This window comes from Clostridium sp. AF27-2AA (genome assembly GCF_003478505.1).
Taxonomy (GTDB): domain Bacteria; phylum Bacillota; class Clostridia; order Lachnospirales; family Lachnospiraceae; genus Brotaphodocola.
Genome location: NZ_QUFI01000012.1, coordinates 88,115 through 104,587, shown reverse-complemented (window position 1 = coordinate 104,587; position 16,473 = coordinate 88,115). Strand labels below are relative to the sequence as shown.

The 16,473-nt window shown below is 48.2% G+C and carries 15 protein-coding genes and 1 riboswitch; of the genes, 14 read left to right on the top strand and 1 reads right to left on the bottom strand.

Features of this window, described 5'->3' with window-relative positions:
* From DWY84_RS08860 to DWY84_RS08840, 5 genes are all read left to right on the top strand, one after another.
* The coding region (locus tag DWY84_RS08860; protein WP_347560781.1) for a hypothetical protein at positions 1–248 on the top strand (248 nt) is incomplete at its 5' end.
* Positions 249–269: 21 nt separating this feature from the next.
* Complete coding sequence (locus DWY84_RS08855) at positions 270–2,201, top strand: ATP-binding protein (RefSeq protein WP_243024804.1); 1,932 nt, start codon at positions 270–272, stop codon at positions 2,199–2,201.
* Positions 2,202–2,223: 22 nt separating this feature from the next.
* Positions 2,224–2,568: an SOS response-associated peptidase family protein gene (locus DWY84_RS08850; RefSeq protein ID WP_118532456.1), complete on the top strand. Its 345-nt coding sequence runs from the start codon at positions 2,224–2,226 to the stop codon at positions 2,566–2,568.
* A 90-nt stretch (positions 2,569–2,658) separates the two neighbouring features.
* Positions 2,659–3,126, top strand: coding sequence for a hypothetical protein (locus tag DWY84_RS08845; RefSeq protein WP_118532454.1), 468 nt, complete (start codon positions 2,659–2,661; stop codon positions 3,124–3,126).
* A 155-nt stretch (positions 3,127–3,281) separates the two neighbouring features.
* Positions 3,282–3,680, top strand: coding sequence for a VOC family protein (locus DWY84_RS08840; protein WP_118532452.1), 399 nt, complete (start codon positions 3,282–3,284; stop codon positions 3,678–3,680).
* A 76-nt stretch (positions 3,681–3,756) separates the two neighbouring features.
* On the opposite strand, the gene DWY84_RS08835 is transcribed toward DWY84_RS08840, so the two are convergent.
* On the bottom strand, positions 3,757–4,860 hold the full coding sequence (locus tag DWY84_RS08835) for a DUF362 domain-containing protein (protein ID WP_118532450.1): 1,104 nt from the start codon (positions 4,858–4,860) through the stop codon (positions 3,757–3,759).
* A gap of 169 nt (positions 4,861–5,029) precedes the next feature.
* A riboswitch (TPP riboswitch) is annotated at positions 5,030–5,140 on the top strand.
* A gap of 130 nt (positions 5,141–5,270) precedes the next feature.
* On the opposite strand from DWY84_RS08835, the gene thiD reads away from it, so the two are divergent.
* The 9 genes from thiD (at position 5,271) to DWY84_RS08790 (ending at position 16,441) form a co-directional block, all read left to right on the top strand.
* Positions 5,271–6,080: a bifunctional hydroxymethylpyrimidine kinase/phosphomethylpyrimidine kinase gene (thiD, locus tag DWY84_RS08830; RefSeq protein WP_118532480.1), complete on the top strand. Its 810-nt coding sequence runs from the start codon at positions 5,271–5,273 to the stop codon at positions 6,078–6,080.
* On the top strand, positions 6,077–6,739 hold the full coding sequence (gene tenA, locus DWY84_RS08825; protein WP_118532448.1) for a thiaminase II: 663 nt from the start codon (positions 6,077–6,079) through the stop codon (positions 6,737–6,739). The genes thiD and tenA overlap by 4 nt, the downstream gene beginning before the upstream one ends.
* Position 6,740: 1 nt before the next feature.
* Complete coding sequence (locus DWY84_RS08820) at positions 6,741–7,493, top strand: ABC transporter ATP-binding protein (protein ID WP_118532446.1); 753 nt, start codon at positions 6,741–6,743, stop codon at positions 7,491–7,493.
* An 11-nt stretch (positions 7,494–7,504) separates the two neighbouring features.
* Complete coding sequence (locus DWY84_RS08815; RefSeq protein WP_118532478.1) at positions 7,505–8,248, top strand: ABC transporter permease; 744 nt, start codon at positions 7,505–7,507, stop codon at positions 8,246–8,248.
* An 18-nt stretch (positions 8,249–8,266) separates the two neighbouring features.
* Entirely contained in the window at positions 8,267–9,370 is a 1,104-nt protein-coding gene (locus DWY84_RS08810) for an ABC transporter substrate-binding protein (RefSeq protein ID WP_118532444.1), read from the top strand.
* Between the two features lie 394 nt (positions 9,371–9,764).
* Positions 9,765–10,253, top strand: a complete 489-nt coding sequence (locus DWY84_RS08805; protein WP_118532476.1) for an S-ribosylhomocysteine lyase — start codon at positions 9,765–9,767, stop codon at positions 10,251–10,253.
* A gap of 11 nt (positions 10,254–10,264) precedes the next feature.
* Entirely contained in the window at positions 10,265–11,998 is a 1,734-nt protein-coding gene (locus tag DWY84_RS08800; protein WP_182434937.1) for an EAL domain-containing protein, read from the top strand.
* Positions 11,991–12,512, top strand: a complete 522-nt coding sequence (locus DWY84_RS08795) for a sigma-70 domain-containing protein (RefSeq protein ID WP_118532442.1) — start codon at positions 11,991–11,993, stop codon at positions 12,510–12,512. The genes DWY84_RS08800 and DWY84_RS08795 overlap by 8 nt, the downstream gene beginning before the upstream one ends.
* A gap of 164 nt (positions 12,513–12,676) precedes the next feature.
* Positions 12,677–16,441, top strand: coding sequence for a phosphoribosylformylglycinamidine synthase (locus DWY84_RS08790; protein WP_118532440.1), 3,765 nt, complete (start codon positions 12,677–12,679; stop codon positions 16,439–16,441).
* The last annotated feature ends 32 nt before the right edge of the window (positions 16,442–16,473 follow it).

Sequence of the window (16,473 nt, the reverse complement as noted above, 5' to 3'; positions counted from 1 at the left end):
GAAGCAGGAAGCCCATTGGCTTTAGACAATGGGTAGTTCACATCGGTCAGGGAGTAACCTATAAAGAGGCAAAATTAACATTTCTTTGCAAAAAGTTGTATCAGCATCAATTTTCCAAAGAGGATATTACAACTGAAGTTCAGGAGTATTATGCTTCCATGCCAAAAGTATATCCCGATTTCAATGGAGGCTGGCAACCACATATTGTTTTTGTAGGTGAAATTATAGAGGTTAGGGATGAGCGATAAATTGGGATTTAGAGGATGTGAATGAGCAGCATGAAGAAAACAAAAGAAGGAATTAATTTGAAAAAACTCCTTAGGCTGAAGAATACAGGCAGTATCTTTGTGATTGCGGGGCTTTTGATGATTTTGGTAATAGCGTCGTACACATTTATTCTGCAAAGTTCTTACACTAAGACCGCCCTTGAAACAGAAATCACACGTGACACAGCGAGTGCAGATGCAGTACACAAACTTGTGAATGGAAGAATCGGCAAAGAAGATTTTGATCAAATCAAAGATCAATCTGATGAAAAGAAGCAATTATATAAGGATATTTCTTCATATTTCAATGAAATCAGAACACTGAATTCTACTCGATATATTTACACCGCTACAAAAAATGAAGAAGGAAAACTCGTTTATGTGGTAGACGGTTTGGATCCGGATGCGGATGATGTAAGACACCCTGGAGATTATATTGAGGAAGAAATGGTTCCGTATATTGATAGGGCTATTTCTGGGGAGAATGTGTACTCTCAGGATATCATTGATACAACATGGGGTCCGATTTTTACGGCTTGCTATCCTGTAAGCGCAAATCATGATGGGACAGGAGAAATCATTGGCGCATTTTGCATTGAAATGGATATGCAATCAGCTTATGGAATGGTTGAAGAGACGAATCATATTTCCATCATCTGCGGTTTAGTCGCAGGAGCTGTATTGCTTTTAATTTGTCTATATACCTATTATGTTTACCAGAAAAGCAAGGCAGAAGAGCAAAAACAAAAACAATTATTAATGAACGCCGCTGAGGAAGCAGAGGCTGCCAACAAAGCAAAATCTGCGTTTTTGCTTAGTATGAGCCATGACATCAGAACGCCGATGAATGCCATTATTGGATTTACAAACATTGCGCTTCACCAGAACACGGTTTCAGATATTCATGATAGCTTGGAGAAAGTTCAAAAAAGTTCGAATCATCTTCTCTCTTTGTTAAATGACGTTCTGGATTTTACTCGCATTGAAAGTGGAAAAGTTACTATTTCGCCCGATCCAGTGGACATTACTCAATTGACAGATAACGTCCAGGCGATTATGAATGGACTTCTTTATAATCGAGATCTTAAGTTTGAAGTACATCGAGAAATCCCAAAGAACCCATATGTCCTTGCGGATGTTGTGCGTATCCGAGAAGTTTTGGTGAATCTTCTTGGCAATGCTGTGAAATTCACAAAGGACGGCGGAAAGATTACTTTGGATATCAGCAGTTACCCAGGAGCGGATGAGAAACATATCATAACTCGTTATGTTGTTCGAGATAACGGTATTGGCATGAGCGAAGAGTTCCAGAAAAAATTATTCGATCCGTTTTCACAAGAAGATGATGCTAATGCCAGAACTCAATATAAGGGAACCGGTCTTGGTATGGCCATCACAAAAAAATATGTGGATATGATGGGCGGTTCGATTGCTGTTGAGAGCAAAAAAGGTGTAGGTTCTACATTCACAGTGGAGATCCCACTGGAGTTGCCAGAACAGGTTATTCAATCAGAACAAAAACAACATCTACATAGAGATTTGACGGGTATTCATGTTCTTATGGCTGAGGATAATGATCTAAATGCTGAACTTGCTACGATAATACTGGAAGATGCTGGTATGACCGTAACACGCGCATCAGACGGAAAAAAAGTTGTGGATTTGTTTAAAAATCATCCACGAGGCACATACGATCTTATTTTGATGGATATTATGATGCCAAACATGGATGGACATCAAGCAGCAAAAGCCATTCGAGCCTTGGGTATAGAGCGGTCCGATGCAGTTACGATTCCAATTATAGCTTTGTCTGCAAATGCTTTTATAGATGATATTCAGGAATCCCTGGATTCAGGCATGAATGACCATATTTCCAAGCCGATTAACATGGAGGAATTAATCGATACTATCACTAAATACATTAAACACGATTAGGAAAACAAAGAAGTTAATTCTGATGAAAAGTTTGCACTGGTCTTGTCGGATGCGAAAGCGCAAGTTTCCTAAAATTCTCTACATGGCAGGAATCTGGCAGCCAACTGCGAAAGATAATCAGTTCACCATCCTGACAACCTCTCCGAATGCTTCTGTATTACCCGTTCATGATCGGATGCCATTGGTGCTTATACCAGAAGAAGTTATGCCTTGGATTCAGGATTTTGGTGCTGCAGAAAAGCTTCTCACCAAAATTCCTCCGCTTTTGGAACATAAGCAGGAGTACGAGCAATTGTCACTTTTTACTAATTCAGCAGGAGTATCTGGTGGATGTGATTATGATGTGGATTCCGAAAGAAATGGATGAGCAGTGAGAAAAATTGTGCCTGATACTGGCTGCTTTTCCAGTGTTTTGATATAATCAAAAAAAGATCACCATAAGGGAGGCGGGCTATTTATGAGATTACTGATCAAACAGCGTGTTTTTTCCTGGACAGATACCTACGATGTATATGATGAATATGAGCATCCGAAATATTTTGTAAAGGCAGAATTTTTGACTTTAGGCCATCAGATTCATGTATACGATCAGTCAGGAAACGAGATCGGCATGGTAAAACAGCGGTTCCCAACCTTGCTGCCGGCTTTCGATATTGAAGTGAATGGGCAGGAATGCGGCAGCATTCAGAGAATGTTTTCTTTTTTAAAGCCGAGATATGAAATTGATTATAATGGCTGGCGGTGTGAGGGAGATTTTCTGAACTGGGATTACGATGTGTATGAATCCTGCAGCGTGGCAGCACATATTTCCAAAATCCCTTTTCATTGGGGAGATACTTACGAACTGAATGTTATGGATCCAAAAGATGAAATCATGGCCCTGATGCTTGTGATCGCTATTGATGCGGCTAATTGCTCGAAGTAATACACAGGACAGAATTCTTCTGGGCAGAAATCTCATTGCAATTCTCATATACCTGTCATGCAAAATATGTATGTGCCTTTTCTAACAAAACCATGTAAAATAGAATAATCAGAACACAATTCTGCCATTGCGGCATGATGAAAAGGAGAGGGACTATGTTTTTAGGAGATGGAAATGTAAAATTTGAATTTGCGCATGTTGGAATTAACGCGCAGACACCGGAAGAGGGTGTTCGCATGAAAAATTTCTTTACCGAGATCATGGGATATCATGATTATCGAGAAATCCCGGCTGGTTTTTTTACTGTGGACAACAAGATGGAGCTTTTAAAGATAATGGGCAAGGGCACCATGGGCCATCTCGGATTCTTTGTAAATGACATGCCGGCGGCCATCGAATATCTGGAGGAGAAGGGCTACCCGGTGGATTATGATACCGCACGTTATGATGAGGATGGAAAAACCATCCGTCTGATCTTCTTAAAAGAAGAAATCAATGGCTTTCGCATTCATATCACGGTGAAGAAAGCACCATTTTATGTGGAAGCAGAATAACAGCTGCAAAACACGGAAAATCTGCATAAAAATAGAACGCGCCATCAAGCAGCGCGTTCTATTTTTATGTAAGTGCCTAACCCCAGTTTTCTTTTAAGAATTCTACAATATCCGCAGCTTTTGGCGGACATCCGGCAAGACTCTTATTGCAGCACTTTGTGCAGCGGCCAACGCCGATCTTGGCGCATCCATCCGGCTGATTCTGATAACCCTGTCCGATGGCAACGGACGGAAGACCACGGCGCAGATAACCGGCATCGTTTAAGCGATCCAGTGCGTAGATCAGGGAACCGTAGCAGGCACTGCAGGCATCCTTCGGCTCAGTGTAAGCAGCCAGCTTCTGAACGCGGTGGGTCATGCGGAATTTCACACCTGCCTGATCCGGCTGATTTAAATAGATCATGTTGGCGTGTGCGGTATCGGTGCTTCCAACTCCCAGCTTTTCCGCTAACGGAATATACGGAACATCCTGGATGGAATAGCCCATACTGTCGCAGACAAAAGCATCGCAGAGTACCGGATCCTTGAAACCGAGAACACGATTCATGACAACCGGGTTGCCGCCTTCTTCAAAATCCAGATCGCCGCAGATGTTATCTACCAAAATAAAATCATTGCGGGCAATGGTATTTAAGTGGGCAATCGGCTTGTGCAGTCCCATGGTATGGAAGTGGCGTTTTTCCTGGTTTGGGATAACGCCCTTATTGTTCTTTAAGGCACAGGTGACGGTGGTCTGGCAGTGTCCCTTTAAAACCGGCATGTTGATCATGTAATCAACAGAAGCGGCCTGGTCGCAGAGCTTGATCTTCATGCCTGCGGCATCGTATTCCTTCCAGGTGTCACGCTGCAGATCCACAAACGGAACGTGATAGCGTGCGCAGACCATGTCGTAACCGGCTGCGCGGAATGCTTCACCGGTGCGGTCACCGACCCAGGATCCCTCCATGATTGTAATATTTTCAAAACCGTGTTCCTGCAGGTATTCAATGACACCCGCCAACAGCTCGCTGTGGGTGGTAGCGCCGCTGGAAGGGGCCTTGGCGGTGACCAGATTCGGCTTTAACGCGATTTTCTTTTTTTTGTCTCCAATATCCTCGGCTACGTTTGCAGCTTCCATGACCTTTTTTGCCATGACTTTATAGTTGGTGCCGTGGATCAGGATAATATCATTCTTTTCCATAGGATTTCCTCGCTTTTAGTGAATTTCTTTTTCATTTCATCGTGCATATTATAGCGCGTTTCTTCCGGTTTGAAAAGGAAAAAGAATGCATGAAAGAAAATCCGGACAGTTTTTGTCACTTGACAAAATGGTATATACTGGCGTATATTGAATACTGCAAAGAGAATAAACGTTAGTACCGGGGAGCCTGTGGAAACGGGCTGAGAGCTGGCTGGAACCCGCCGGGACCCGTATACCTGATTTGGATCATGCCAACGTAGGAAGTGCTGTGACTGGATAGAAACAGAAAGTGGAATTGCGCACCTGCGTGGTTCTGCTTTTTTTGTTCTTTCTCTTTGCGGCGGTGCATTGGGGGCACCACCTTGAGCCGCCTAAAAATATAGATGCATGAGAGGAGTTTCATTATGAAGATGAAAACAGCATTAACGATCGCTGGAAGTGATTCCAGCGGAGGCGCCGGAATCCAGGCTGATTTAAAAACCATGACCGCCAATGGCGTATATGCCATGAGTGCGATCACTGCGCTGACAGCCCAGAATACGACCGGACTCCAGGGAATTTTTGAGGTATCACCGGAGTTTTTAAAGCTGCAGATTGACAGCGTCTTCACCGATATCCGTCCGGATGCGGTCAAGATCGGCATGGTTTCCTCCGCGGGCCTGATTCAGGCGATCGCGGAAAAACTGAAAGAGCACAAAGCAGAGAACATTGTAGTAGATCCGGTGATGGTGGCAACCAGCGGAGCGAAGCTCATCAGTGACGATGCCATCGGAACCTTAAAAGAATGTCTGTTCCCCCTTGCCACCGTTCTGACTCCGAATATTCCGGAGGCAGTGGTTCTTTCCGAAATGGAGATCACCACGGCAGAGGAAATGGTGGAAGCGGCAAAGAAGATCAGCGAGACTTATCACTGCGCGGTCCTGTTAAAGGGCGGACATCAGTTAAATGACGCCAACGACCTGTTATACCGTGACGGCGGATACCGCTGGTTCAACGGACGCCGCATTGACAATCCGAACACTCACGGTACCGGCTGTACCTTGTCCAGCGCCATTGCCTCCAACCTGGCAAAGGGATATGATCTGGATACTGCAGTGGAGCAGGCAAAAGCATATATTTCCGGAGCACTGGCAGCCATGCTGGATTTAGGCGCAGGTTCCGGACCGATGAACCATGCCTTCGAATTTTGCGGCAAAGGGTTTGCAAAGGAGGAAGCATGACAATTACAGAAAGATTATTAAGCTCCGTACAGGAAATCTGGGCAGGTTATCACACCCATCCGTTCGTTATGGGAATCGGTGATGGCAGCCTGGATCAGGAGAAATTCCGCTATTATATGATACAGGATTATCTGTATCTGATCGATTATACCCGTGTGTTTGCTGTTGGTGTGGCCAAGGCAAAGGATCTTTCTGTTATGAAACTGTTCGCGGCTTCTACCCACACCATTCTGGACGGGGAAATGGATATCCACCGGACTTACATGAAGCGTCTTGGCATCAGCCTGGATGAGGCCGAGAACACGCCTGTGGCACTGGATAACCGTTCTTATACCTCTTATATGCTGCGAGCTGCCTACGAGGGAGGAGAAGCGGAGGTTATGGCGGCTATTCTTTCCTGTGCCTTAAGCTATGAGGCCATTGCAAAAGAAATCCTGAAAAAAAATCCGGAGGCAGACCGGCATCCATTTTACGGAGAATGGGTATCCGGCTATGCCAGCGCGGAATATCATATGGAAAATGAGCGCCTGACCAGTCTGATGAACCGTCTCACTGCAGATTATACACCGGCACAGATAGAGCGCCTGATTGACATTTTTACCGCCTGCTCCCGCTATGAGATGTCTTTCTGGGATATGGCATGGGAAATGAGGCGGTAGTATGCTGGAATTCGACAACGTGTGTTTCCAGTATGATGTGGATGATTACGCGATCATGGACAAGCTTTCCTTCCAGATTCAGGATGGCGAATTTGTTTGTGTGATCGGACCGTCCGGATGCGGAAAGAGTACCATATTCCGGCTGGTGAACAAGCTTCTTACCCCGGATGCCGGTCGTGTGCTTGTGAACGGCCAGCAAATTGAAAGTCTGAAAGACTACTGTGGCTACATGCCGCAGCATGATCTTCTGTTTCCATGGCGCACGGTAAGGGAAAACGTGATGCTGCCTATGGAAATCCAGGGTGGATATACCAAAGCTGAGATGCTGGAACGGGCAGATGAGGCTTTGGCTTCTGTCGGTCTTTCTGACTGGGGGCAGAAGAGTCCAAGAGAACTTTCCGGCGGCATGCGACAGAGGGCAGCATTTGCGCGCACGGTCTTGACTGGTTCTGATCTCTTATTACTGGATGAGCCGTTTTCCGCGCTGGATTATCTGACCAGACTTTCCATGCGGGAATGGCTGCTGGAACAGTGGCAGCGAGATCAGAAAACGGTGTTGTTCATTACCCATGATGTAGAAGAGGCACTGTTTTTGTCCGGACGTATTCTGGTGGTAGAATCGACACCGATGACCCATCTTCGTTCCATTGAGGTTCCGGCCGGATATCCGCGTACCAGGGAAGAACTGGCGCGTCCGGAAATCCTTTCCTTAAAGGAAGACCTGATTCAGATGTTAAGGAGGGATGCGAAGTGAAGAAAACGAACATTCATTCCAGCCTTCCGGCTCTGATCCTGACCTTTGCCCTGCTGATCTTCTGGCAGGCAGCAGCTATGGGCGTAAATGCAGCCTACATCCTTCCATCCCCAACCCAGATCCTGCAGAAAATCTGGGAACTGCGGGTGCCGCTTTTTACGGCCCATCTTCCGGCAACCATGTCGGTCGTTGCCATCGGGCTTGGCATTTCTGTTGTTCTTGGACTTGGGCTTGCAGTTTTGATGGATGCCAATGACACGGCCAGAAGAGCTCTGTATCCGCTGATCATTGCCTCCCAGACGATCCCGACCACGGCACTGGCTCCGCTGTTTGTGCTTTGGTTTGGCTATTCTATCTGGGGTAAAGTACTGGTCACGGTACTGATTACCTTTTTTCCGATCACCATCACGGTATTTGACGGATTTCAGTCGGTCAAAACAGAGATGGAAGAACTTCTTTTTACCTTTGGCGCCTCACCGGCGCAGATTTTCTGGAAATTAAAGGTCCCGGCCGTTTTGCTGTATTTCTTTTCTGCCATAAAGATGGCGGTTCCGCTGTCCATCATTGGCGCGGCGATCGGAGAATGGCTGGGTGCCCAGAGCGGTCTTGGCTATTTCAGCCGCCGTATGATGACGCAGCTTGACGGAGCCGGTGTTTTTGCGCCGATCCTGCTGCTTTCCGTGGTTGCCATGATCTTTGTATGGCTGGTAACGTTACTGGAGAAGCGGATGATCCGCTGGAGAAACGATTTATAATAAAGTGAGGATGAAATTATGAGAAAAAGAACATTTGTGGCTGCATTTACCGCAGCAGCTTTAAGTATTGCAGCACTTTCCGGCTGTGGCAGCAGCGCTAAATCTGCTGAGACTACTGCAAAAGCAGAAACGGAGGCAGCAAACGCAGACCAGGAGAGCACAGAGGAGAAAGACTCTTCCGAAGCTGCAGAAACTACGGATAAAGATAAGAAAGATCTTCGTGAAGTGAATGTGGTTCTGGACTGGTATCCGAATGCCATCCATACATTCCTCTATACCGCAATTGAGCGTGGTTATTATGAGGAAGAAGGTCTGAATGTGCAGATTCGTTTTCCATCCAACGCAAACGATGCCCTGTCTATGGTGGCAGCGGGCAAGGCAGAGATTGGCATGTATTACCAGCAGGATCTGATTCAGGCAGTAGCAAACCAGAAAGCGCCGATTCGTTCCATCGGAGCCATTGTGCAGTCTCCGCTGAATATCATTCTTTCCCTGAAGGAGAAAAACATCACTAGCCCGAAAGATATGGTAGGAAAAACCATCGGCTACGGCGGCACGGTGTTAAGTGAGTCCCTTGTAAAATGTATGATGGAATCTGTTGGCGCAGATGCATCTGACGTAAAGATGGTTGATGTTGGCTTTGACCTGATGAGTTCCATGACCACCGGAAATGTAGACGCAACCATTGGCTGCCTGGTAAACCATGAGGTTCCGCAGATGGAAGAGGAAGGCTTTGAGTTAAACTATTTCCCGGTAAGCGGCTACGGAATTCCGAACTATTATGAGGAAGTGTTCCTGACTAGCAACAAGCTGTTAGAGGAAGAGCCGGATGTCGTAGCAGGTTTCCTGCGTGCGTCCAAGAGAGGCTTTGATGATTTTAAGGCTGATCCGGACGGCTGCCTGGCTATTCTGATGAATAACCAGAACGAAGCTAACTTCCCGCTGACCCAGAGCGTAGAGGAACAGTCCTGCAAAACCCTGCTCCCGCTCATGGAGACTGCGGATGCAGAATTCTTAAGCCAGACCGAGGAATGCTGGCAGGAGAATATTGACTGGATGCTCGAAAACGGACTGATTGATCAGAACGTGGATGTGGCAGATGTCATGACTGTTGTGGAATAAAGATCTGAGAACAGAACTGAAAAAGATCCTAACGTGAAGAAGACCGCTTCCTGTTGTGCCGGCTGTTGTAATAAAATAGCCGGACTGCGGAAGGCGGTCTTGTTATTTCGTGTGGATAATGGTTACCGGTCCAGGGTACTATTCGGGAACTGGGTTTATGATTATCCAGAGCGGTCCGCGGATATTCCCGGAGAACTGCACCAGCTTGGAGAAATCGGATGGATTCCGGTTGATTTTACGCCGGGTTTTTATTACAATACATATGCACTGCTGCGCATGGCAGAACTTCCGCAGAAAACAGCTGGGGCCGAGACAGCGGATTGCGTTTCGCTATATCGGCATTTTACATGGAAGAGATACGCTGCAGCACTCAAATCAGATAGGAGAACACATCATGGAAAAAATCACGAGTTTTACCATCAATCATCTAGAGCTTCTGCCGGGCATTTATGTGTCACGGAAGGACAAAGCAGGAGACAGCATGATCACCACCTTCGATATTCGTATGACAAGACCGAATTTTGAGCCGGTTATGAACACAGCGGAAATTCATACTATAGAGCATCTGGCAGCGACATTCTTACGAAATCATGGCGGCATCAAAGACCGCGTGATCTATTTTGGACCGATGGGATGCCGTACGGGTTTTTATCTGCTGCTTGCAGGAGATTACCAGTCCCGCGATATTGTACCACTTATGAAAGAAATGTTTGTGTTTATCCGCGATTTTGAGGGGGATGTTCCGGGGGCCAGTGCCAGAGACTGCGGCAACTATCTGGACATGAACCTTCCAATGGCCAAATGGCTTGCAGACCGTTTCCTGCGGGAGGTTATGGACAACATGGATGACAACAGACTGATTTACCCGAACAACCAGGAGTGAACAACAAACGAATGAACAGAGTGATACATGGAGTACCAAAAGAGACGATGGAGTATATGATCCGTCTCTTTAGTCCGACGATGGACGACTATCTATACGTGTTGGATCTGAAAGAAGACTATTATATGATATCCCCTCAGGCAGTAGAGCGTTTCCGCCTTCCTGGAGATCATTTTTATCATGCACGGGGAACTCACAGGACATTTGTGTATGCGGAGGACCTGAAAATTCTGTGGGATGATATTGACAAGATCTGTGCCGGTCAGGCAGAGAACCATAATCTGGATTACCGCTGGCTGGACCATCAGGGAAATCCGGTCTGGATTAATTGCCGTGGACTGGTACTGCATGAGGCAGATGGAACCCCAAAGTATCTGATTGGCTGCATCAATGAAATCGGCAAAAAACAGAAGGCAGATAACGTGAGCGGCCTTATGGGCGAAGGAGGACTCTGGCAGTATGCAAAAGAATGTCCGGACCGCCTGCCTGCCGGATTTATCATCCGTCTGGGAATTGATGACCTGAGTGTGGTAAATGGCAGTATGGGCATGAATTACGGAGATTATCTCCTGAAGGAAACCGCAAACTGTATTCAGCGTGCCATGGAGCCCGGTCAGAAGCTGTTTCGTCTCGTTTCCGATCAGTTTATCATTACAGACCTGACCGGACGGTCCGTGTCAGACGCGCGCCTTCTCTACAACCGGATCCGCTACGAGATCGCATGCTGGATTGAGACGCATCAGTATCAGACTGTTTTTACGATATCGGCCGGAATTATTGATACAAAGGACCGGATGAATGATTATGACCAGATTCTTAAGTTTCTGGAGTTCGCCCTGAATGAGGCAAAACGGGAAGGTAAGAATGAATGTTACCTTTTTCAAAAAGAGGATTACCATGCCTGGGTGCATCGGCAGAAACTCAGAAAACAGCTTTTACATGCGGTAAACAATGGATTTTGTGGATTTGAAATCTATTATCAGCCAATCATGCATACCAGAGAACATAGTCTGGTTTCTGCGGAGGCTCTGATGCGTTTTTTTGTTCCTGCCGATCCCGACGCGGATGGGGACGAGACAGGCGTGGCACGGGAACTGGTCATGATCTCTCCTGCGGAATTTATTCCTATTTTGGAAGAAAGCGGCCTGATCATTCCGGTGGGCAGGTGGCTGGTTCGCACAGCGGCCGGAGTATGCAAAGAGTGGCAGAAAGAACATCCGGGCATGCGGGTACAGGTGAATTTATCTTATGTTCAGGTGGCAAAGACCGATGTACTGCGCGATGTGCGTGAAGTTTTGAATGAGACCGGATTAAGCCCGGAATGCCTGGGTGTGGAGCTGACAGAAAGTGGTTATCTGGAATCAGGCACCCATTTCCAGAAGGTATGGCAGGGCCTGAAAAATCTTGGGGTCAAGGTCCTTCTGGATGATTTTGGAACAGGATATTCCAATTTCCACTGTCTGGGTGACCTTACGCCGGACGGCATCAAGATTGACCGTTCCTTTACCCAGAGAGCCCTGACGGATGCTTATGAGTACAATCTGCTGACGCAGATGATCTGGATGTCTAGGCGTCTGAATATCCAGGTGTGTATTGAGGGAATTGAGACGATGGAGGAGCTGGAACGAATTGCAGAACTGAAACCGGATTTTATCCAGGGATACCTGTTTAGCAGACCGGTTTCCAGCGCAGAATTTACAGACAGTTTTATAAAAAGACTGGAAGGAGAACATGGCAATGCATGACGATGTATATCAGATGTATTTAGATGAAATTGCAGCGATCTGTCCAATGGACGCGGCAGAAGAGGAGCAGCTTATACAGAAGCTTAAAAGTGGAGATACCACTGTGCGATCCCGCCTGATGGAGGGATATCTGCCATTCATTGCTGAGACCGCAAAATCTTATGCAGATCAGGGGCTTCCGATTGGGGATCTGGTTCAGGAGGCGAACATGGCTCTGATCATGGCGGTAGACCAGTATCAGGATGGTGATTTTAAGAGTCAGGTAAAAGCTCTTGCAGAAGAGATGATCAAGGCGGCGCTGGAGGAGCAGGGCCTGGAGACCAAAGTAGAGGAAGAGATGCTGGCCCGGGTCAACGTCTTGAAAGAAGTTTCCAAACGCATGGCCGAGGAGCTTGGCCGTGAGGCTTCCGTAACTGAGCTTGCGGAAAAGATGAAGATGACGGAAGATGAGATCAAAGACATCATGAAGCTGACTCTGGATGCCATGAGTGTCAGCCCGGATGCGGAAATGTAACCGGATTCTCTGATGCGTTAATAAGTTTGAATAATAAATGCCATAAGATATATTAATTTTATTTATAATATATCTTGTGGTATTATTTATTTATATGAGATTTATCAGTCTCGATTATGAATCAGTACCAAAAAACAGGAACGATACAGTACAGGAGGAAGCACATGAGTGTAAAACGCGTGTATGTAGAGAAAAAACCGGAGTTTGCCGTAAAGGCAGGAGAGCTTCGCGAGGAGATCAGCAGCTATCTGAGCATAGACACCGTGACGGGGGTCCGTGTATTGATCCGCTATGATATTGAAAATCTGTCTGAGGAGACTTACAAGCAGGCGCTTGTTACCATCTTTTCCGAGCCGCCGGTTGATTATGTATATGAGGAGGATTTCCCGAAGCAGGAAGGCGACACCGTATTTTCTGTGGAATATCTTCCGGGCCAGTTCGACCAGAGAGCAGACTCCGCAGAGCAGTGTGTGAAGCTGTTAAAAGAGACCGAGGAGCCGGTCATCAAGACTGCCACCACCTATGTGCTGTCCGGCAGGCTCACTGAGGAGCAGGCTGCTGCCATCAAGGCATTCTGCATCAACCCGGTGGATTCCCGCGAGGCAGGAAGCAAGAAGCCGGAGACCCTGGTAACTGTATTTGAGACCCCGGCCGATGTGGCTTCCTTCGAGGGCTTTGCTGATTTTGATACTGCGCAGTTAAAGGAGCTTTACGATTCCTTAAACCTGGCTATGACATTCCGTGATTTTGAGCATATCCAGAAATACTATGCAGGGGAGGAACACCGTGACCCGACCGTGACCGAGATCCGTGTACTGGATACCTACTGGTCCGATCACTGCCGCCACACCACCTTTTCCACCGAATTAAAGGATGTGACTATTACCGACGGAGAGTACAAGGCTCCGATTGAGGCTACCTACAAAAACTATCTGGCAGACCGTGAGGTTCTCTACAAAGGCCGTGATGACAAATTTGTCTGCCTCATGGATCTGGCGCTGCTTGCCATGAAGAAGCTGCGTGCAGAGGGCAAGCTGGAAGACCTGGAGGTCTCCGATGAGATCAATGCCTGCAGCATCGTGGTTTCGGTTGAGATTGACGGTGTAACTGAAGAGTGGCTGGTAAACTTCAAAAACGAAACCCACAACCATCCGACTGAGATCGAGCCGTTTGGCGGTGCCGCAACCTGTCTGGGTGGTGCCATCCGTGACCCGCTTTCCGGCCGTACCTATGTATATCAGGCAATGCGCGTGACCGGTGCCGCAGACCCGACCCGTCCGCTTTCTGAGACCTTAAAGGGCAAGCTGCCGCAGAGAAAGCTGGTCAACAGCGCGGCAAATGGCTACAGCTCCTACGGCAACCAGATCGGTCTGGCTACCGGCTATGTAAAAGAAATCTATCATCCGAACTATGTGGCGAAACGTATGGAAATCGGTGCGGTTATGGGTGCTGCTCCGCGAAAATACGTGAAGCGTTTAAATTCTGACCCGGGCGATATCATCGTTCTGTTAGGCGGCCGCACCGGCCGTGACGGCATCGGCGGCGCTACCGGTTCCTCCAAGGTACATACCGAGGCTTCTATTGAGGTCTGCGGCGCAGAGGTACAGAAGGGCAACGCTCCGACCGAGCGCAAGATCCAGCGTATGTTCCGCCGTCCGGAGGTCAGCGAGATCATCAAGAAATGTAACGACTTCGGCGCAGGCGGTGTATCCGTAGCCATCGGCGAGCTGGCAGCCGGTCTGCAGATTGATCTGGACAAGGTTCCGAAAAAGTACGCAGGCCTGGATGGAACCGAGATTGCTATCTCCGAGTCTCAGGAGCGTATGGCAGTGGTTCTGGATCCGTCTGATGTAGATAAATTCCTGGGTTTTGCCGCTGAGGAAAACCTGGAGGCCATTCCGGTTGCAGTGGTAACCGAGGAGCCGCGCCTTGTCATGAACTGGAGAGGCAAGACCATCGTGGATGTAAGCCGCGCATTCCTGGACACCAACGGTGCTCATCAGGAGGCCAAGGTTGTTCTGGAAACTCCGGTCAAAGGGGGCAATCCGTTTGTAAAGAAAGAAGTAGCAGATGTGAAAGCTACCTGGCTGAATGTCTTATCTGATTTAAATGTATGCTCCCAGAAGGGCCTGGTAGAACGTTTTGACGGCTCTATCGGCGCAGGCAGCGTATTCATGCCGTACGGCGGTAAGTATCAGCTGACCGAGACTCAGACCATGGTTGCAAAGCTTCCGGTACTGAATGGCAAGACCGATACCGTTACCATGATGAGCTACGGCTACGATCCGTACCTGTCCAGCTGGAGCCCGTACCATGGTTCCGTATATGCGGTGCTTTCTTCTGTAGCGAAGATCGTGGCAAGCGGCGGTGACTTCAAAAAGATCCGCTTCACCTTCCAGGAGTACTTCAAGCGTATGACTGAGGATCCGACCCGTTGGGGAGCTCCGTTCGCAGCCCTGCTTGGTGCCTATAACGCACAGCTTGGCTTCGGCCTTCCATCCATCGGCGGCAAGGATAGTATGTCCGGTACCTTCAACGATGAGAAGCACGGCGAGATCAATGTTCCGCCGACTCTTGTTTCCTTCGCTGTGGATGTAGACCATTATCCGAACATCATCACACCGGAGTTCAAGAAGCCGGGCAGCAAGATTGTCGTATTCCGCATTGAGAAAGATCAGTATGATCTGCCGGATTACGCCCAGATCATGGATGGTTATGAGAAATTAAACGCTGATATCAGGTCAGGCCGTATCCTTTCCGCATACGCGGTAGAAGGCCACGGACTGGCTGAGGCAGTCAGCAAGATGGCATTCGGCAACAAACTTGGCGTGAAGATCGAGCACAATGTAGATCCGAGAGACTTCTTCGCGGCAGGATGGGGCAACATCGTCTGCGAGGTTCCGGAGGGCAAGGTGGGAGATCTGTCCATTCGCTATACCGTGATCGGTGAGGTAACCGACAAGGCAGCCTTCGAGTACGGCCCAGTATCCATCTCCATGGATGAGGCATTAAGCTCCTGGACCAAGACCCTGGAGAACGTATTCCCGACCACCTCTGGTGTCAAGCAGACCGAGGTGAAGTCTGATCTGTACCAGGCAGATAAGATCTATGTATGCAGCCACAAGCTTGCACAGCCGAACGTATTCATTCCGGTATTCCCGGGCACCAACTGTGAGTACGACAGCACCAGGGCCTTTGAGCGTGCCGGCGCGAAAGTGGTTACCAGGGTATTTAAGAACTTAAGCGCGGAGGATATCCGTGACTCCGTAGAGGAGTATAAGAAAGAGATCGCGAAAGCCCAGATCGTCATGTTCCCGGGCGGCTTCTCTGCCGGCGACGAGCCGGAGGGCAGCGCGAAGTTCTTCGCGACGGTATTCCGCAACGCAGTCATCAAGGAAGAGATCGAGAAGCTGTTAAATGAGCGCGACGGTCTGATGCTTGGTATCTGCAACGGCTTCCAGGCCCTCATCAAGCTTGGTCTGGTTCCGGAGGGACGCATCTGTGAGCAGACTGCTGATTCCCCGACCCTGGCTATGAATACCATCGGACGCCACATTTCCAAGATGGTTTATACCAAGGTTGTCACCAACAAGTCCCCGTGGCTGGCTGGCGCAGAGCTTGGCGGCGTCTACTGCAACCCGGCATCCCACGGTGAGGGACGTTTCGTGGCAAATGATGAGTGGTTAAAGAAGCTGGCAGCAAACGGTCAGATTGCGACCCAGTACGTGGACGAGAAGGGCAATGTTACCATGGACGAGTTCTGGAACCCGAACGGCTCCTACATGGCAATCGAGGGCATCACCAGCCCGGATGGCCGTATCCTGGGCAAGATGGCGCATTCCGAGCGCCGCGGCGAGGCAGTAGCCATGAACATCTACGGCGAGCAGGATATGAAGATCTTTGAGAGTGGCGTGAAGTACTTTAAGTAATAAATTCTGGGGGATGTCGTATCAGCGCGGCA